This is a genomic window from Ruegeria sp. CDSA241, from assembly GCF_059611265.1.
Map to the genome: position 1 here is coordinate 188,402 of NZ_JBXWPF010000002.1, position 17,515 is coordinate 205,916.

17 protein-coding genes are annotated in these 17,515 nt (G+C 57.8%); 9 read left to right on the top strand and 8 right to left on the bottom strand.

The genetic code is table 11. The features are described from left to right. Window positions 1–193: 193 nt before the first annotated feature. Both AC2FJV_RS03045 and AC2FJV_RS03050 read right to left on the bottom strand, forming a co-directional pair. On the bottom strand, window positions 194–1,423 hold the full coding sequence (locus AC2FJV_RS03045; protein WP_142634080.1) for a sigma-54-dependent transcriptional regulator: 1,230 nt from the start codon (window positions 1,421–1,423) through the stop codon (window positions 194–196). Continuing rightward, entirely contained in the window at window positions 1,420–3,153 is a 1,734-nt protein-coding gene (locus AC2FJV_RS03050; RefSeq protein WP_281994684.1) for a sensor histidine kinase, read from the bottom strand. Before AC2FJV_RS03050 ends, AC2FJV_RS03045 begins: the two co-directional genes overlap by 4 nt. Window positions 3,154–3,200: 47 nt before the next feature. Between AC2FJV_RS03050 and AC2FJV_RS03055 the strand changes: the two genes are divergently transcribed. Next, window positions 3,201–4,382 carry a cytochrome P450 gene (locus AC2FJV_RS03055; RefSeq protein ID WP_496712639.1) on the top strand — a complete coding sequence of 394 codons (1,182 nt, stop codon included), beginning with the start codon at window positions 3,201–3,203 and terminating at the stop codon, window positions 4,380–4,382. Between the two features lie 3 nt (window positions 4,383–4,385). On the opposite strand, the gene AC2FJV_RS03060 is transcribed toward AC2FJV_RS03055, so the two are convergent. After that, entirely contained in the window at window positions 4,386–4,865 is a 480-nt protein-coding gene (locus tag AC2FJV_RS03060; RefSeq protein WP_281994686.1) for an Lrp/AsnC family transcriptional regulator, read from the bottom strand. A gap of 142 nt (window positions 4,866–5,007) precedes the next feature. Here AC2FJV_RS03060 and cobA point away from each other — a divergent pair, with 142 nt between their 5' ends. The 7 genes from cobA (at window position 5,008) to infC (ending at window position 10,631) form a co-directional block, all read left to right on the top strand. Then, window positions 5,008–5,784, top strand: a complete 777-nt coding sequence (cobA, locus tag AC2FJV_RS03065) for a uroporphyrinogen-III C-methyltransferase (RefSeq protein ID WP_142634087.1) — start codon at window positions 5,008–5,010, stop codon at window positions 5,782–5,784. Beyond that, on the top strand, window positions 5,784–6,098 hold the full coding sequence (locus AC2FJV_RS03070) for a DUF2849 domain-containing protein (protein WP_496712580.1): 315 nt from the start codon (window positions 5,784–5,786) through the stop codon (window positions 6,096–6,098). The genes cobA and AC2FJV_RS03070 overlap by 1 nt, the downstream gene beginning before the upstream one ends. Window positions 6,099–6,163: 65 nt before the next feature. Continuing rightward, a complete protein-coding gene (locus AC2FJV_RS03075) occupies window positions 6,164–7,828 on the top strand; it encodes a nitrite/sulfite reductase (protein ID WP_496712582.1) in 1,665 nt (554 codons plus the stop codon). Beyond that, entirely contained in the window at window positions 7,818–8,579 is a 762-nt protein-coding gene (locus AC2FJV_RS03080; RefSeq protein ID WP_271946855.1) for a phosphoadenylyl-sulfate reductase, read from the top strand. Before AC2FJV_RS03075 ends, AC2FJV_RS03080 begins: the two co-directional genes overlap by 11 nt. Then, window positions 8,576–8,983, top strand: coding sequence for a DUF934 domain-containing protein (locus AC2FJV_RS03085; protein WP_142634095.1), 408 nt, complete (start codon window positions 8,576–8,578; stop codon window positions 8,981–8,983). The genes AC2FJV_RS03080 and AC2FJV_RS03085 overlap by 4 nt, the downstream gene beginning before the upstream one ends. 109 nt (window positions 8,984–9,092) lie before the next feature. Further along, on the top strand, window positions 9,093–9,926 hold the full coding sequence (locus AC2FJV_RS03090) for a ferredoxin--NADP reductase (RefSeq protein ID WP_496712641.1): 834 nt from the start codon (window positions 9,093–9,095) through the stop codon (window positions 9,924–9,926). Window positions 9,927–10,049: 123 nt separating this feature from the next. Further along, window positions 10,050–10,631: a translation initiation factor IF-3 gene (gene infC / locus AC2FJV_RS03095; protein ID WP_246097134.1), complete on the top strand. Its 582-nt coding sequence runs from the start codon at window positions 10,050–10,052 to the stop codon at window positions 10,629–10,631. 48 nt (window positions 10,632–10,679) lie between these two features. Here the strand turns inward: infC and AC2FJV_RS03100 are convergent, their stop codons facing one another. The 3 genes from AC2FJV_RS03100 to AC2FJV_RS03110 all read right to left on the bottom strand — a co-directional run bounded on the left by AC2FJV_RS03100 (window position 10,680) and on the right by AC2FJV_RS03110 (window position 13,223). Further along, window positions 10,680–11,069, bottom strand: coding sequence for a hypothetical protein (locus AC2FJV_RS03100; protein ID WP_281972176.1), 390 nt, complete (start codon window positions 11,067–11,069; stop codon window positions 10,680–10,682). A 73-nt stretch (window positions 11,070–11,142) separates the two neighbouring features. Further along, entirely contained in the window at window positions 11,143–12,459 is a 1,317-nt protein-coding gene (locus tag AC2FJV_RS03105; protein ID WP_496712585.1) for an aspartate aminotransferase family protein, read from the bottom strand. Next, window positions 12,456–13,223 (bottom strand): beta-keto acid cleavage family enzyme, encoded by a 768-nt coding sequence (locus AC2FJV_RS03110; protein WP_281972178.1) that lies wholly within the window; start codon window positions 13,221–13,223, stop codon window positions 12,456–12,458. Before AC2FJV_RS03110 ends, AC2FJV_RS03105 begins: the two co-directional genes overlap by 4 nt. Before the next feature lie 83 nt (window positions 13,224–13,306). Between AC2FJV_RS03110 and AC2FJV_RS03115 the strand changes: the two genes are divergently transcribed. Continuing rightward, window positions 13,307–14,206: a MurR/RpiR family transcriptional regulator gene (locus AC2FJV_RS03115; RefSeq protein WP_496712587.1), complete on the top strand. Its 900-nt coding sequence runs from the start codon at window positions 13,307–13,309 to the stop codon at window positions 14,204–14,206. 52 nt (window positions 14,207–14,258) lie between these two features. On the opposite strand, the gene AC2FJV_RS03120 is transcribed toward AC2FJV_RS03115, so the two are convergent. Together AC2FJV_RS03120 and AC2FJV_RS03125 are read right to left on the bottom strand one after the other, a co-directional pair. Then, window positions 14,259–15,050, bottom strand: coding sequence for an FAD binding domain-containing protein (locus AC2FJV_RS03120; RefSeq protein WP_142634105.1), 792 nt, complete (start codon window positions 15,048–15,050; stop codon window positions 14,259–14,261). A gap of 94 nt (window positions 15,051–15,144) precedes the next feature. Further along, on the bottom strand, window positions 15,145–17,505 hold the full coding sequence (locus tag AC2FJV_RS03125; protein WP_142634107.1) for a xanthine dehydrogenase family protein molybdopterin-binding subunit: 2,361 nt from the start codon (window positions 17,503–17,505) through the stop codon (window positions 15,145–15,147). Window positions 17,506–17,515: the final 10 nt, after the last annotated feature.

Here is a 17,515-nt window from a genome sequence, read left to right on the forward strand (position 1 = left end):
TTTGAGCCTGCAAGAAAGCCGTGCGAGAAACCGCACATATATCTGCGCCGTTGTGTGGATTTCCGCACAAATAACGATTCGCCGAATCCGAATCGATTGCCGGGCATTTGGTTCGCCCCGCAGTCCGCGTCAGCGGACTGCCACGCCCAACAGCTTAACCGCATGACAATGCGGAAAAAGCTGGCGGGAGCCTTTACCTCCGGTAGTCTTCAGGACGAATGTGGTATCGCGCCAGCTTGTCGTAGAAGGTCTTGCGCGGCAGCTTTAACGCCTTTGCCGCGTCCGATGCCTTGCCGTTATGCCGCCCAAGGGCAGCGATCAGCAGAGATCTTTCAACCCGTGCCATCTGCTCACTCAACCCCAGTTCTGCGGCTTGCGAGACATCCTCGGGCATGCCCAGAACAAACCTCATTGCCGCTGACATCAGCGAGCGCGCATTGCCCGGCCAGTCTCCGGTCATCAACGAAGCCAGATGGTCCGAGGTAATTTCCGGTTCGTTGATCCCAGCCTGTTCAGCCGCCTGCGCGACATAGTGACGGAAAATCACCGGAATATCCTCGGGGCGCTCGGCAAGCGACGGAATGCGAACGCGCATCACATCCAAACGATAGAACAAATCCGCAAGAAACCGTCCATCCGAAGACAATTCGGCCAAGTCAGTGGTCGTGCCCGCCAGAATTCGGGCGCCTACACCCTGTTCAACCATCTCCAGTGCTGCATATTGCGTGGCCTCGGGCATGGCCGAGATTTCATCCAGAAAAAGGGAACCACCGGCTGCATCTTCGCAGACATGAACCAGATCGCTGGTCGACAAACCGGCGGATGGACGTTTGACAAATGGACCCTGACTTTGCGGCGACATTAGGTGAACGACCTCGGCAACTTTGGACACCCCGCTGCCAGCCGGTCCGGTGACCAAAACTTCGGCCCCTGTCTGGGCTACCGTACGAACCCTTTCCCTCAGGGCTTCGGCCTTTGATGAGAGACCGAACAGCAGGCGTGCCGCTGGATCGCCGCGCTCAAGCTCGCTTTTCATCGCCCGTTGTTGCAGGACATGCTCTCGCGCCTCAGAGGCCTTGCCCAATACCTTTAGCAGATCTGCCGCGGCGCAGGGCTTTTCCAAAAAGTCGAATGCACCCTGCCCCATGGCCTGCACTGCCATTGGTATGTCGCCTTCTCCAGTCAACAGGATGACAGGCAGATCAGCATCCATATCGCGGGTGTAGGTCAACAGGTGAAACCCGTCCCGACCAGGCATCCGGATATCCGACACGATCACTCCTGCGAAATCCGCCCGGATATGATCCTTCGCCGCCACAAAGGACCCGGCTGTTACGGGTTCATAATCGGCAAGCTCCAGCGTTTGGGCCAGCGCTTCGCGCACTGCCGAGTCGTCATCGACCAAAAGCACTTTGCGGGTCATGCTGCCCCTACTTCCCTGAAATGTTCCAGTTCCACAGTGAATACCGCACCTGTCGGAGCGTTGGTGCCCCGAATATTACCACCAAAGCTTTGAACCAGACCATAAGAGATCGACAGCCCCAGCCCCATACCCTCGGACGAACCGACGGCTTTGGTGGTGTAAAACGGCTCGAACAGCTTTTCCGAGTTTTCGATCCCCGGACCGGTGTCACTGACCGTGACCGTCAGGGTTTGGCCGCTGTTTATCGCGATCTTGATCATGCGTTGGTTTTGCTCACTCATGGCATCGGCGGCATTGTTAATCAGATTTACGAACACCTGTACCAATCTCACTTCGCCACCCCAAGCATAGATAGGGACATCTGGAGCCTGCCATTCCATACGAACGTTTTCCGAATTCAGCCGGGCCTCGGTCAGTTCCAACGCCGTTTCTATTACCTGAACCAGATCAACTCTGCCCATGGGCTCGTTTTCATTGCGGGCAAAAGCCCTGAGGTTCTTGATAATTCGCGCCATTCGCGCGGCCAAATCGGAAATTCTGGTGAGGTTCTCGGCGGCTTTTGACTCGTCACCTCTGGTCAGAAAAGCCGTTCCGTTCTCGGCGAATTGGCGAATGGCCATCAGCGGCTGGTTCAACTCATGGCTGATGCCCGCCGACATCTGCCCGAGCGCACTCAACTTCCCGGCCTGTATAAGCTCTTCCTGCGCATGTTTCAGCGCGACCTCGGCCTCTTCCCGTTCATGAACCTCGCGCCGCAGGGCCGTGTTCGCGGCGGTAAGCGCATGGGTTCTGCGCGTCACGCGGCTTTCCAGCACCGCATTGGCCTCAGCAAGCGCGCGCCGGCGTTCGGTTGCCATGTACAAAAGCGCCCCGAAGGCCAGACAGATCGCAGCGACCGCCGCTGCTTGCAAATTCGCCAGACGGCGCGCCGGGGCCACATCCACCAGCACCTCTGCTGTCATGTCTATCACCGGTAGATCGAGCGTAAGGTGTAACGCATGCCGTGGCAGATACCGGCCCCAATTCAAGGTCCAAAGCTCGTGTCGTCCGATCAGATTCGACGAGAAATCAACCGCCTGCCCCTCGGGCGGCACCAGCCCCGGTTGACCTTCGGTCCGACGCCAGAACAACAGGTCGGATCGGTTCGAGATGAACACCACACCTTCCCCATCAATAAAGAAAATGGCCTCGGTACTGCCCCGCCAAGTCTGTTCGACATCCTGCACATCGGCTATAACCATCAATGCGCCTTCGACTATACCGGTGGGACCAAAGGCAGGAGCTGCATAGGAATAGGTTCGATCGCCGCTTGTGGACTCGACCCCGTGGGCACTGCCCATAGCTCCCTGCATGGCGCGCCTGAATGCGGGATGGTCTGCCATCGTCAATTCAGGCACCGGGTGGGCGGCTGCAAGTACCCTGCCCAGACGGTCCAGATAGACAATGTTAACGGCGGCAGTTTTGTCTGCCACGTCCAGCAACACAGCCTGCGCGATGGCGCGATCGCTCGGCGTGACAAGCGTTCGAACAGCCGGGTGGCTGGCCATCAAGACAGCCAGTTCCTGATAGACCTGCATTTGTGTGCTAAGGCGGTCGGCGGCCAATTCCAGATCGGCCTCAGCCTTATCGCTCAGCGGCGACAATGCCTGACGAAAGCCGTATGACCACACCCCAACAGAGAGCAGCCCAACAGCAATCAGAAATGTCGAAATCAACCATACCCTTTGCATGACATTGGGTCTTGCATTCAACGCGCCTCATGGCAAGTGTGCCCGCCATGAAGACTTTGCATCAATCCCCTGTTGACCCGAATTTTGTCCAGAACCCTTATCCGTTTTATGATGCGGCCCGCGCGCATGGCGACCTTGTGTATTGGGCCGACTACCGGATGCACGCTGCTGTATCCCACCGGGCGGTTCAGGCCTTGCTGAAGGACCGTCGTTTCGGTCGCGAAGTGCCGCCGGAAATGCAGCGTCCAGGTCCTGCGCATCTAGCCCCCTGGCTGATGGTCGAATCTCATTCGTTGTTAGAAGCAGAGCCGCCGCGCCACACCCGGCTTCGACGCCTGGTCATGCGCGCCTTTACGTCACGTGCCATTGCGGCACTGGAACCAACGATCCATGACCTCAGCCACAAGCTGATCGACGCCTTTACGGATGCGCCGTTCGATCTGCTGGACACCTATTGCACGCAAGTTCCGGTCGTTACGATCTGCCGCCTTCTAGGCGTTCCCGAAGAGATGTCGCCCGAGCTTTTGCGCTGGTCCCATGACATGGTGGCGATGTATCAGGCCAGCCGCACACGCCAGACCGAGGATGCGGCGGCGGCCTCGGCAAAAGAGTTCACCGACTTTCTCTCGTCTTACGTCGAAAAGCGCCGGTCTGACCCTCAGGGTGACCTGATTACCCGGTTGATCGCCGCTGAAGAAGATGGTGAAAAACTGTCGCGTGACGAGTTGGTTGCAACTTGCATTCTGCTGTTGAATGCCGGTCATGAGGCCACGGTTCATTCTCTGGGAAATGGGCTTAGGACCGTATTGCGAAAAGGTGTAAAAGCCGATGCCTTTCAGCCTGAAACGATTGACGCCTCCGTCGAAGAAATCCTGCGCTTTGATCCCCCGCTGCATATGTTCACGCGCTATGCCTATGAAGAGATCGAACTGTTCGGGCACAGTTTTAAACGCGGTGACGAAGTCGCTTTGTTGCTTGGAGCCGCGAACCGTGATCCCCAAGTCTGGGCCGAACCTCATAAGTTCGATCCAACCCGCCCCATCCTGACCAACAGCAGCTTTGGCGCGGGTCTGCATTTCTGCGTAGGAGCACCGTTGGCCCGACTCGAAATGCGAATAGCGCTGGCGGCACTGTTCGAACGCTGTCCCAACCTAGCGCTCAGCGAGGAACCGGAATATTCCAACAGCTACCATTTCCACGGGCTAAAGCGGTTGATGGTTCAGGTCTGATCGCTATTTCTCGATCAGGGCATTCAGCGGCAGCATGGTCGTCGACTTGATCTCTTCCATCGACAGCAACGCAGTCACATTGTGGACGCGCACCTCGGAAATCAGTGTCTGGTAGAACACGTCATAGGCGCGCGCGTTTTTGACGCGCACCTTGAGTATATAGTCGATATCGCCTGCCAGCCGGTGCGCCTCTTGCACTTCGGGGCGGTCCCGCAGGGCTTTGAGGAACTTTCGCTGCCAATCCGCCTCGTGTTCAGAGGTGCGGATCAGCACGAAGAACGTCGCCTCAAAACCAAGCGCCTCGGCATCCAATAATACCGTCTGCTGACCGATCACCCCGGCCCCTTTCAGCTTGCGGATACGATTCCAGACAGGCGTCTTGGAACTGCCGACGCGGGCTGCTATTTCGTCCAGCGATTGGCTGGCGTCGCGCTGCAGCTCAACCAGAATTTTCCGATCCGTGTCATCAATCCGCACTGACATTCCAATTTCTTCCTCGTTTCGAAACTTTCGTATCGCTTAACCAATACAGCGAAACGTTTGTTCTTATTTATGCGCACATATGGCGTAATACCGGGAATATTTCCTATATTGAGGGTCAAGTCAAACCAACCCGGACCGAAACATGCAAGTGACGCAAACATATCAGGACGCAGGCCATGTCGACTTTGTCGGCGCAGGCCCCGGTGATCCCGAATTGCTGACGCTCAAGGCCCTGCGCGCATTCGAGCGCGCGGAAGTTGTCCTGCATGACCGGTTGATCAGCGCCGAGGTGCTGGCCCTAGCCGGGCAAACGGCCGTTCTGGTCGATGTTGGCAAAGCCGGGTTCGGCCCCTCGTGGAAACAGGAAGACATCGACGCGCTGCTGGTAGAGTACGCCCTGAAGGGTCTACGCGTTGTACGCCTGAAATCCGGTGACCCCACCGTATTTGGTCGTTTGGACGAAGAAATCGACGCCGTCGAAGCAGCTGGCATCTCGTGGCAGATTATCCCCGGCATCACCGCAGCCTCGGCCGCAGTTGCGGGCATCGGGCAAAGCCAGACGCGCCGCGGGCGCAATTCTTCGATCCGTTTCCTGACTGGGCACGACATGAAGGGGTTCGCCGATCACGATTGGAGCGCCCTGGCGCAGCCCGGTTCGGTGGCGGCGATCTATATGGGCAAAAAGTCTGCCCGGTTTATTCAGGGCCGCCTGATCATGCACGGCGCCGACCGGGCCACACCTGTGACGCTGATCGAAAACGCGTCGCGTCCCGATCAGCGCATATTGACCACGACGCTGGATCACATGTCCGCCGATCTGAACGCCTCGGACATGGACGGCCCCACCCTTACTTTTTACGGCCTTGCCCCCCGCCAGGCAGCCAAGGCCCTGACTGAATTCAAAAAGGAGCACGCCTGATGGCCCGCGCTTTTACCCCCAAAGTGGTAACCGCCAACGATCTGTTGGTAGGTGACGTCATCTATCTGACCGAGGACGACCGCTGGTCGCGTGAATTATCCGAGGCAGAGCTGATCACAGACGAAGCCCACGCACAGATCCGCCTTCTGGATGCTGAACGTCAGGCAGGCAAGATTGTCGGTGCCTATCTGGCGGATGCCATAGCTGGCGACGAAGGCCCAGAACCAACTCATTTTCGGGAAGACTTCCGCCGGACTGGTCCGTCCAACTATGCCCACGGCAAACAGGAAACTTCCCCGCAGCCCCGGGCCTGATCCCTGGCCCTCTCTCTCCCCTACATTGGCCCCAGGATCGGGGCTGCACTTAAGGACAGCTAATCATGTATCGCTACTCCGAGTTCGACACAGCATTTTTGGCAGAACGCAACAGACAGTTCCGCGCCCAGGTCGAGCGCCGCATTGACGGTTCGCTGACCGAGGATGAGTTCAAGCCGCTCCGCCTCATGAACGGCCTGTATCTGCAGCTGCACGCCTATATGCTGCGGGTCGCCATTCCTTACGGCACGCTGAACAGCGCGCAGATGCGCCAACTGGCCCTGCTGGCTGAAAAGTGGGACAAGGGCTATGGCCATTTTACCACCCGTCAGAACATCCAGTACAACTGGCCCAAGTTGCAGGACGTCCCGGATATGCTGGACGCGCTGGCCGAGGTTGGCATGCACGCCATCCAGACCAGCGGCAACACCATCCGCAACGTAACCGCCGACCATTTCGCCGGTGCCGCCGCGGATGAGGTCGCCGATCCGCGCCCCTATGCGGAACTCCTGCGCCAGTGGTCGACCGACCACCCGGAATTTCAGTTCATGCCGCGTAAGTTCAAGATCGCCATCACCGGGTCCGAAAATGACCGCGCCGTTATCAAGGCGCATGACATCGGCCTGCAACTGGTCGAGCGTGACGGCGTACTGGGTGCTCGCGTCATCGTAGGCGGCGGTCTGGGCCGTACGCCCATGATAGGCAAGGAACTGTCTGACTTCGTCGCGTTTGACGACCTGCTGGCTTACCTAGAAGCCACTGTTTCGGTCTGGAATCAAATCGGCCGCCGCGACAACAAGTACAAGGCGCGCATCAAGATCACCGTGCATGAACACGGCATCGACGCCATCCGCGCCAAGGTGAACGAGCGTTTCCTGCAGGTCCGCCCGCAGTTCAAAGGCGCGGATATGAACCTGCTGGAAGAGATCAAGGGCCACTTCGCTGCACCCACCTTCCGCGAAGCGTCGGTTGCGTCGTTTGAAGGTGCATACACCAACGACCCGGTCTTCCGCTCGTGGGTCGATACTAACATCGCGCCGCACAAGAATGCGGACCACGCGATTGTCACCATCTCAATCAAGAAGCACGGCGCGACGCCGGGTGATGCAACTGCCGAGCAGATGCGCGTGATGGCCGATCTGGCCGAAGAATTCGCCTATGACGAGCTGCGCATCAGTCATGAGCAGAACGTGATCCTGCCGCATGTCCATAAATCGGACCTGCCCGCGATCCATGCCAAACTGAAAGAATACGAGCTGGCCACCGCCAATATCGGCCTGATCAGCGACATCATCGCCTGCCCTGGCATGGACTATTGCGCGCTCGCAACGGCGCGTTCGATCCCGGTTGCACAGGAAATCGCCACCCGGTTCGAAGACCTCAAACTGGAGCATGATATCGGCCACCTGAAGATCAAGATCTCGGGCTGCATCAACGCCTGTGGTCACCACCATGTCGGCCATATCGGCATTCTTGGTCTGGATCGTGCAGGCGTCGAAAACTACCAGATCACTCTGGGTGGTGACGGCACGGAAAACGCCGCAATCGGTGATCGTACGGGTCCGGGCTTTGCCTATGATGAGATCGTTCCGGCCGTTGAGCGCATCGTCGAAACCTATCTGGAGCAGCGTGAGGGTGCCGAAGAAACCTTCCTCGAGACCTATCGCCGTGTCGGAATGACTCCGTTCAAGGCGGCCCTCTACCCCGAGGCGCGAGCGAATGCCGCTTGATCTGATCCAGACTGAACTGGGCCGGGATAGACGTGAACTGACCGAACGGGTCAGTGAGTTGAACGCCCGGTTCCGCCACCACAGTGCGCATGACGTGATGCACGGAGCAATGGAAGAGATCGATGATCTCGCTCTGGTCTCAAGTTTCGGTGCGGAATCGGTGGTGTTGCTGCATATGGCGGCCGTGGTCGACAAGATGACCCCGGTGCTGTTCATCGACACGCAGATGCTGTTCACCGAAACGCTGGAGTATCAGCAGGAGGTGAGCGAGCGGTTGGGGTTGCGAAACGTCAAGATCATCCGCGCGGATGACGAGGATGTTCAACGCGACGACCCCTATGGCGCGCTGCGTCTGCGGGACATGGATGCGTGCTGTAACCTGCGCAAGACCTTCCCGCTGCAACAGGCATTGTTGGGATATGATGGCTGGATCACCGGGCGCAAACGGTTTCAGGCAGGGTCCCGCGCCACGCTTGATTTCTTTGAGGTCGAGGACGGCACAGGCCGGATCAAGGTCAACCCGCTGGCCCATTGGGCGCCCGAAGATGTGCGCGCCTATATGGAAGAGAACAACTTGCCCAGGCACCCGCTGGTGGCCAAAGGATACCCTTCGATCGGCTGTGCGCCCTGTACTTCGCCGGTCAAACAGGGCGAAGACCCCCGCGCCGGACGCTGGCGCGATCAGAACAAGGAAGAATGCGGCATTCATTTTGTAGATGGCAAGATGATGCGCGCCGGAGAGAACACATGAACGTTATCGTAACCGATGAGGGGTTCGCCCCCGATGATTGGACTGATGGCTATGTCACGCTGGAAGACGCGGCCAATGATGTGGTCGCGCTGGATGTCAGCTCGGACACGGATCCCGATGAGCTTGCCGAACGGCTGGGCTGCGCCAAGATGGTGCGCATCGATTTCCCGTCCTTTGCGGATGGGCGCGGCTTTACCATCGCGCGGACCCTGCGCCTGAAAGGCTATACCGGTCGCTTGCGCGCCAAAGGCCATGTCTTGGCCGACCAGTATGCCATGGCGCGGCGCAGCGGCTTTGATGAGGTCGAGATTGAAGACACTCTGGCCGATCGCCAGCCCGAAGATCAGTGGGTGGCTCGCGCCAACTGGCAGGACAACAACTATCAGGCCCGCCTGCGCGGCTAAAACCGCCTTTCGCAGCCTCAAATAGGAACGTAGGGGCAAGAGCCCCCTTTTCCTGACTTGGATCAAAGATTAAACGGAGATGTCGGTTTACTCCACCGGCAGTGAAACGATGACAGAGATGAAACCCGTGACCGAAGCAACCGCCGTGAAGGCCCCCGTTCTGCCGGACGCCCAGACTGTGACAGACGTCAAGCATTGGACTGACAGCCTGTTCTCATTCAAAGTGTCGCGCCCCGCGTCCTTGCGGTTCCGCTCGGGCGAGTTTGTGATGATCGGCCTGCTGGGCGACAACGGCAAACCCTTGCTGCGCGCCTATTCCATCGCCTCGCCGTCCTGGGATGAAGAGCTTGAGTTCTATTCGATCAAGGTACAGGACGGCCCGCTGACTTCGAAACTTCAGCACATCAAACCAGGCGATCAGATCATCCTGCGGCCCAAGCCGGTTGGCACGCTGGTCCATGACGCCCTGCTGCCTGGTAAGCGCCTGTGGTTCTTTGCCACCGGCACCGGCTTTGCACCCTTCGCCTCTCTGCTGCGCGAACCACAGACCTATGAGGATTATGATGAGGTCATAATCACCCATACCTGCCGCGAAATGGCCGAGCTGGAATATGGTCGCCAACTGATTGAAGACATCCGTAAGGACGAAATGCTGGCTGAGCTGATGGGCGAAGGTTTTGCGGACAAGATTCGTTACTACCCGACCACCACACGCGAACAGAGCCCCAAAATGGGCCGCATTACCGAGCTGTTGAAAGACGGCACAGTATTTGCCGATCTGGGGATTGAGGGCGGCATCCAGCCGGATACGGACCGCGCGATGGTTTGCGGATCATTGGCTTTCAACCTGGATATCAAAAAAATCCTCGAGGATTTCGGACTGCGCGAAGGCGCAAATTCCGACCCCAAGGAATTCGTCATTGAAAAGGCCTTTGTTGGCTAATCCGGTTTGCCGGTCTGATATGCGACATCAGATCGGCAAAAACGCGGGAATATCATGGGAAATTCACGCTGGTGGTCACTTATGCCGCTTGAAACGTCCCGCAGCCCAGTCTAAATTCCGGGCTTGAAATTCTGCAATCATCAAAGGAATGAACCCATAGCTCGCAGACCTCACAACGCGCCGCCTCAGAGAGACACCGGCCCGCGCGTCAATGATAAGATCCGTGCCCCCGAAATTCGCCTTATCGGCGCCGAAGGTGAAAATGTCGGGGTGGTTCATCCCGCCAAAGCCATGCAACTCGCGGACGAAGCCGGCCTGGATCTGGTCGAGATTTCGCCGAATGCAAACCCTCCGGTTTGCAAAATCATGGACTTTGGTAAATTCAAGTACGAAACGCAGAAACGCGAGGCCGAAGCGCGCAAAAAGCAAAAAGTCATTGAGGTGAAAGAGGTCAAGTTCCGGCCCAACACCGATACTCATGACTATGAAGTCAAAATGCGCAACGTGTTCAAATTCCTTGAAAACGGCGACAAGGTAAAGGTGACTCTACGCTTCCGTGGTCGTGAGATGGCACACCAGAATCTGGGCCGTGAGCTGCTGGAACGTGTTGCCGTGGACACCAAGGAAATCGGCAAGGTTGAGAACATGCCCAAGATGGAAGGCCGTCAGATGATCATGATGATCGGCCCGCTGCCGCAGAAGTAAGCCTTGCGACAACTGAGTTATTCGAAACCCCCTCGGATTGAGGGGGTTTTATTTTGCGCTTCGGCTTTTAAACCAGACCCTTGCGTCATTCACATCAAATGCCAGCGAAATCAGGTCAATAACCAGTAGAAACACCAGAAATTTCGCATATCCAGTCGCCAGTTCGGCTTCGCTTGCAAATACTGCAATCACGACGAAAACCATTGGCACCCAACATATTAGATGCGGAAATGCCATCGCTTTGCTCATCCCTCGTGTCGCCAGCATGATCGGAAGATTCAATGCCATCCCACCGATTGAGAGTGCTGCGATTAGAATACCATTTGGCTGATCCAGATACGCCAGAGGTGCCAGATTGGTCGGGATGAGCAGCACCACCAACCAGATCTGTACCCAGGCGGGCAAGTCCCGAAAACTCTTCCAGATGTCGACAATCATCATCGCTCCTTCAGGATTTGACCTTTTGTCGATACCCTATTGAGTAAAAAGAGAAAGTCAGATCAAAAGAGCGTCAGATCGCGGCTTTGAGTGCGGCCTCCAGCTTTTCAACCAATTCCTCAATCTGTGCGTCGTCGATAATGAAAGGCGGTGCCAACAGAATATGGTCGCCACTTCGACCATCGCGCGTGCCAGACATGGGGTAACAGATCAGACCAGCGTTCAATGCCGCCTTCTTGATCTTGCCCGCGAGACCAAGTGCGGGATCAAACGGTGTTTTTCCGGCCCGATCCGAGACCAGCTCAATACCGCGGAACAGCCCGCGGCCCCGAATATCGCCGACATTAGGGTGCTCGCTGAACGCAGTTTCCAGCGCAGATTGCAGTCTCTGTCCCATAAACTCGGCGCGCTGGGGCAGTTGTTGGCTCGTCAATTCCTTCAGCACCGCCAATGCCGCTGCAGTTGCCACCGGATGGCCGACATAGGTATGCCCGTGCTGGAAAAACCCTGACCCATTTTGGATCGCTTTATATATCCGGCTCGTACACAACATTGCGCCGATGGGTTGATAACCCGCCCCCAAACCCTTGGCGATGCACAGAATATCCGGGGCAATTCCATCGTGATCGCAGGCAAACAAATGCCCGGTGCGCCCCATTCCGCACATGACCTCATCCAGGATCAGCAAAACGCCATATTGATCACAGATTTCACGTATGCGCCTAAAATACCCTTCGACCGCCGGGACCGCCCCCAGCGTTGCCCCCACGACTGGCTCGGCCATAAACGCCATGACGGTTTCAGGGCCAAGACGCAAAATTTCGGCCTCCAACTCATCGGCCACCCGTTGACCATAGGCGTGGCTGCTCTCACCATCTTTCTTTTCGGCATATTCGTAGCAGGGCGCGATATGGGTCATTTCGATCAGCATCGGTGCGAATTGCGCACGGCGCCAGGCATTTCCCCCCGCTGACAAGGCCCCCAGAGTATTTCCATGATAGCTTTGGCGGCGCGCGATGACATGGCGGCGCTCGGGCTGACCGATCTCAAGAAAATACTGCCGTGCCAGTTTGATGGCGGCCTCTGTTGCTTCGGACCCTCCGGATACGAAATAAACGCGATCCAAATCCCCGGGCGCATGATCAATCAGAAGGTCCGCAAGGGCTTCGGCAGGTTCGGACGTCATAAACCCGGTATGCGCAAAGGCGATCTTTTCAACCTGGCTTTGAACCGCCTCGATCACCGCCCGGTTTGAGTGGCCAAGACAGGACACAGCAGCATCACCGCAATCCAGATACCGCTTACCGTCAGCATCGATCAGATAGCAGCCTTCGCCGCCAACCGCGACCGGCAGCTGAGATTTCGTATGGCGTGGGAAAACGTGGCTCATGATCTATCCTCTTTCAATCTGGCGACAAGGGCCGCGACTGAGGCGGCGTTATTGTCCCAAGTGTCTCCGTTCCGGTCTGCGATGCTGTTTTCAAATCCGACCCGGACATCACCGCCCAAGGACGCCGCATGTATTAAACAGTCATGCTCTCGTTTTCCAAAGGCACAGATCATCCAAGGCGAATCCCCGTCCGGAAACGCATCCAGATCCGAGGGCTTTGATTCCTGATCAGTCCGATAGCGCCCCAGAACAAGCAAACGGTCGGATTGTTGTTTGCGGACAACCCCACGATATTGCCACCGTGTTAATAGGGCCGCATCTTCAGCGTCGTAAAGAATATGCTGAACCCGCGTCCCCTGATCCGCGCAAAGACCATAGATCCGGTCAGCCAGATCGTTATCGCGCGCGATTTCGCGAACCGAGATCGACGCCCAAGCCGGTCTAACCTTCTTCAGACATTCGAACTGGCTGCTTACATCAAAAATCCCTGCCGCCTCGGTTGTGATCTGGATGTCCAGAGCCGGAACCCGCCGCCGAAGTTCGGCAAGTGTTTCCAGATACTGTCCCGCGTCCAAAGAGTGACGGCCTTCTGTGTCCCGAATGTGCAGATGAAGACCGGCCGCACCGGCCTCATGGCATGCTCTGGCCGCTTCAAGAATTTGCGAGGTTGTGACAGGCAGGGCTGGGTGATCTGCCGCACCTCGGCGCGCACCATTGGGCGCCGCCAGAATGTAGGGTTCAGATTTCGACCGATGCTGTGACATTCCCTGCCCCCGATTACCTGTTGCCGCATCTATGCAAGCGGCCTATGTTTTACACCTTCTTCTTTCATAACATATGTTTTTTCATGACAGAGACCCAACGCCAGCTGACAGATAACTTGAGGAAAAACATCGACCAGATGCCGCCCAGACTTCAGGCGGCAGCCAAATACATCGTAGATCACCCCGCGGATTTCGGCCTCGACCCGATACGGGTAACTGCCGAGAAGATCGGTGTCAGTGCAAATGTCCTTGTCCGACTGGCCCAGCATATGGGTTTTGGCGGGTTTCAAGCCTTTCGCGCACCGTTCCGGCAAAACCTGGCGACGGATACCGAAGAATTCCTTGGCGCGTCCTGGCAAACCCACATGCAAGCGGACGGCGCCCATGGTCAGCTTCAAGCCAGACTTGCCCGCAACGAACAGAATGTCGTCGTCAGGTCCCTGCGATTGATGAGGCCCGAGACAGCGCATCTAGCCGTTGACCATATCTTCAGGTCCCGCCGTTGCTTCGTGACCGCCACCCGCGCCAGTTACGCGCTGGCCTATTACTTTTCCTATACCGGGCGCATGGCGCACCCCGGTATTCAACTAATACCGCGCCACATCGGCTCGGCCACGGATGACCTTCTGGATGCCGATGACAAGGACTGTCTGCTGGCAATCACGGTCAGCCCCTATTCTGCGGAGACGATTAAATCCATAAGGTTCGCCCGGGAAAAGGGGCTTCGGGTCATCCTGATCTCGGACAGCGAAGTCATTGCGCCGGGTGTCGAGCCGGATGTCGCCTTTAACGTCAGCACAAGGTCACAACATCACACCTCGAGCTTTACCGGTGTCATGGCTGTGTTGGAATGTCTCATCGGCCATTTATTTGACGCCGGTGGCAAAACAGCAGCGCACCGCGTTGAGGCCTATCAAAAGGCGCGCGAAGATACCGGAGCCTATTGGCAGCCAAACAAGCTTCCGAAAATTCGCCGAAAATAGAAAAAGCCCCGAGGGACACACCCCGAGGCTTTGCGACTAAAAGCCGATTTACTTACATGCAGGCCAGCACAGCCCGCTTGGTCATCACACTGACCAGATGCGCGCGATACGCTTTGCTGCCATGAAGATCGCCGATCATGTTGGCCGGGTTGATGTTCAGCCCCATCAACGCGTCCGGTCGGAATTCAGTATTCAGCGCCTGTTCTGCTTCGGACCAGCGGAACACCCCATCCTCGCTGGCGCCCGTGACCGCCACACGCACACCGTCGGCGAACCGGGCCAGATAGACACCCACCAACGCAAAGCGCGAGGCTGGCTGCAAGAACTTCTGATAACTCGCGGCCTGTGGCACCGGAAAGCGGATGGATGTGATGATCTCACCCTCATCCAGTGCGGTCGAGAACATGCCATCAAAAAACGCATCCGCCGCAATCTGACGGGCGTTGGTCACGATCGTGGCCCCGGATCCGAGCACACCCGCCGGGTAACAGGCCGCCGGATCGTTATTCGCAACCGAGCCGCCAATCGTGCCGCGGTTGCGCACCGCCGGATCACCGATCTGACCGGCCAATGCGGCCAGCGCCGGGTATGATCCCGCCGCCTCTTGCGCAACAACTGCATGCGGCGTTGCGCCACCGATAGAAACCGACCCGTCATCCCCAACACAGACGCCCTGCATTTCGGGAATTCCGCTGAGCGAGACGAGTGCCGATGGCGCAGCCAATCGTTGTTTCAGCGTCGGGATCAGGGTTTGCCCACCACCCAACGCCTGCGCATCCTCAGCCCCTAAAGCGGCAACCGCGTCGGCTATGGTCGAGGGTTTCTCAAATTCGAAATTGTACATTTCGTCTTCCTTTCCGAAAGGCGCTGATCCGCCCTTCATCTGGCTATAAATATCTCGGGGAGCGCGAGGGGTTGACCCCTCGCACCCCAACCTCTCACCCGTGCATCGCGGTCCAGACACGCGATGGACTCACCGGCATATCGATATGATCGATGGCTTTGCCGCCTGAATTCAACGCATCCAGCACCGCGTTGACCACCGCAGGTGGTGAACCGATTGCCCCGGCCTCACCACAGCCCTTCACACCCAACGGGTTATGCGTACAGGGCGTCTGGCTGGAATGGTCCACCGCATAGAACGGCACATCATCGGCACGCGGCATGGCATAGTCCATGAAGGATGCGCTCAGCAGCTGACCGTTTTCGTCATAGGCACAGTTTTCAAGCAATGCCTGACCGATGCCCTGACCGATGCCGCCATGCACCTGACCATCCACGATCATCGGGTTGACGATATTGCCAAAGTCATCAGCGGCAGTGAAGGCTTCGATGGTGACCCGGCCGGTTTCGGGGTCTACCTCGACCTCACAGGCATAGGCGCCAGCCGGGAAGGTAAAGTTGGCCGGGTCATAAAAGGCGGTCTCCTCCAGCCCGGGCTCGACCTCCAGCGGAAAGTTATGCGGCACATAGGCCGTCAGGGTGACATCACCCCAGGCCACCGACTTGTCGGTCCCTGCCACGCTGAACTGACCGTCCTTCAGCTCGATATCAGCCTCGGACGCCTCCAACAGATGCGCCGCGATCTTCTTGGCCTTGTCGATCACTTTCTCGGTTGCCTTGACCATCGCCGATCCACAGACCGCCAAAGACCGCGAGCCATAGGTGCCCATGCCAAACGGAATCTTCGACGTGTCGCCATGCACGATCTCGATCATCGACTCGTCGATACCGATCATGTCCGCCACAACCTGCGGGAAGGCCGTTTCATGCCCCTGCCCGTGGCTATGGGCACCTACCATGACGCTGATCGAGCCGGTGGCATTCACCCGCACAGTCGCCGCATCATACAGACCCGCACGGGCCCCCAGCATGCCAACGATGTTCGACGGCGCGATACCGCAAGCCTCGATATAACAGTTGACGCCCAGACCCCGCAGCTTGCCCTTGGCTTCGCTTTCAGCGCGACGCGCGGCAAAGCCTGCCAGATCAGCAGCGGACTCAAGCTTGTCCATCGTCCCATTATAATCGCCTGTGTCATAGGTCAGCGCCACCGGTGTGTCATAGGGGAACTGGGTGATGAAGTTCTGCCGGCGCAGGGCGATCGGATCGACACCCAGTTCACGCGCTGCCTTATCCACGACCCGCTCCAACTGGAACGTCGCCTCCGGACGGCCCGCGCCGCGATAGGCATCCACCGGGACCGTATTGGTGAACATCGCCTTGACGTTGACCTGAATGACCGGCGTCTTGTAGTTGCCCGCCATCAGCGTCCCGTGCAGCCATGTCGGCACCGAGCTGGAGAAGGTCGACAGATACGCACCCATATTTGCATAGGTGTTGGTGCGCAGACCGATAAAGTTATTGTCCGCATCCAGCGCCAGTTCGATCTGTCCGACATGGTCGCGCCCATGCGCGTCTGACATGAACGCCTCGGACCGGCTCGAGGTCCATTTGACCGGGCGGTTACAAGCCTTCGCGGCGAAGGTGCAGAACGCCTCTTCGGCATAGTGAAAGATCTTGGTGCCAAAGCCGCCACCCACATCCGGCGCGACCACGCGCACCTTGTGTTCGGGCAGACCCAGAACAAAGGCACACATCAACAGGCGGATCACATGCGGGTTCTGCGACGTGGTATAAAGCGTGTATTCTTCGGTGCCGCGGCTGTACTCGCCCACCGCCACACGCGGCTCCATCGGATTGGCAACCAGACGGTTGTTCACCAGATCCAGCGTGGTGACATGGGCCGCATTGGCAAAGACCTCATTGACCTTGGCATCATCGGTTTCGCCCAACTGCCAATCATAGCAGATGTTGTTCTTCAGATCGTCATGGACCAGCGTTGCGCCTTCTTGCGCGGCGGCCTTCATGTCGATCACGGCGGGCAGCTCCTCGATATCAAGCTCGATCGCCTCAGCCGCGTCGCGGGCCTGTTCCAGGCTATCGGCGACCACAGCAGCAATCGGATCGCCCACATGGCGCACTTTACCCTGTGCCAAAATGGGATGCGGAGGTTCCTGCATCGGTGCGCCGTGCTTGTCGGTCACTTCCCAGCCACAGGGCATGCCGCCCACGCCTTCGAAATCCTTGCCGGTAAACACTTTGACCACGCCCGGCATGGCCTCGGCAGACGAGGTGTCGATACTGTTGATCCGGCCATGCGCGATGTCGGACCGCAGAAAATGCACATAGGCCTGGCCATGCACGTTGATATCGTCGGTGTAATTGCCTGCTCCGGTTAAAAAGCGCACGTCCTCGCGCCGTTTGGAACTGGCTCCGATGCCACTGTCTTTGGGCATTGCTTGTTCT

Excerpts from the sequence above, each read along its gene's own strand:
- AC2FJV_RS03115 (WP_496712587.1), top strand. The coding sequence starts at position 13,307 with ATGACAGAGACCCAACGCCAGCTGACAGATAACTTGAGGAAAAACATC.
- AC2FJV_RS03090 (WP_496712641.1), top strand. The coding sequence starts at position 9,093 with ATGACAGAGATGAAACCCGTGACCGAAGCAACCGCCGTGAAGGCCCCC.
- AC2FJV_RS03125 (WP_142634107.1), bottom strand. The coding sequence starts at position 17,505 with ATGCCCAAAGACAGTGGCATCGGAGCCAGTTCCAAACGGCGCGAGGAC.
- AC2FJV_RS03075 (WP_496712582.1), top strand. The coding sequence starts at position 6,164 with ATGTATCGCTACTCCGAGTTCGACACAGCATTTTTGGCAGAACGCAAC.
- AC2FJV_RS03100 (WP_281972176.1), bottom strand. The coding sequence starts at position 11,069 with ATGATTGTCGACATCTGGAAGAGTTTTCGGGACTTGCCCGCCTGGGTA.
- AC2FJV_RS03070 (WP_496712580.1), top strand. The coding sequence starts at position 5,784 with ATGGCCCGCGCTTTTACCCCCAAAGTGGTAACCGCCAACGATCTGTTG.
- AC2FJV_RS03080 (WP_271946855.1), top strand. The coding sequence starts at position 7,818 with ATGCCGCTTGATCTGATCCAGACTGAACTGGGCCGGGATAGACGTGAA.
- AC2FJV_RS03110 (WP_281972178.1), bottom strand. The coding sequence starts at position 13,223 with ATGTCACAGCATCGGTCGAAATCTGAACCCTACATTCTGGCGGCGCCC.
- cobA (WP_142634087.1), top strand. The coding sequence starts at position 5,008 with ATGCAAGTGACGCAAACATATCAGGACGCAGGCCATGTCGACTTTGTC.
- AC2FJV_RS03045 (WP_142634080.1), bottom strand. The coding sequence starts at position 1,423 with ATGACCCGCAAAGTGCTTTTGGTCGATGACGACTCGGCAGTGCGCGAA.
- AC2FJV_RS03120 (WP_142634105.1), bottom strand. The coding sequence starts at position 15,050 with ATGTACAATTTCGAATTTGAGAAACCCTCGACCATAGCCGACGCGGTT.
- AC2FJV_RS03055 (WP_496712639.1), top strand. The coding sequence starts at position 3,201 with ATGAAGACTTTGCATCAATCCCCTGTTGACCCGAATTTTGTCCAGAAC.
- AC2FJV_RS03085 (WP_142634095.1), top strand. The coding sequence starts at position 8,576 with ATGAACGTTATCGTAACCGATGAGGGGTTCGCCCCCGATGATTGGACT.
- AC2FJV_RS03050 (WP_281994684.1), bottom strand. The coding sequence starts at position 3,153 with ATGCAAAGGGTATGGTTGATTTCGACATTTCTGATTGCTGTTGGGCTG.
- AC2FJV_RS03105 (WP_496712585.1), bottom strand. The coding sequence starts at position 12,459 with ATGAGCCACGTTTTCCCACGCCATACGAAATCTCAGCTGCCGGTCGCG.
- AC2FJV_RS03060 (WP_281994686.1), bottom strand. The coding sequence starts at position 4,865 with ATGTCAGTGCGGATTGATGACACGGATCGGAAAATTCTGGTTGAGCTG.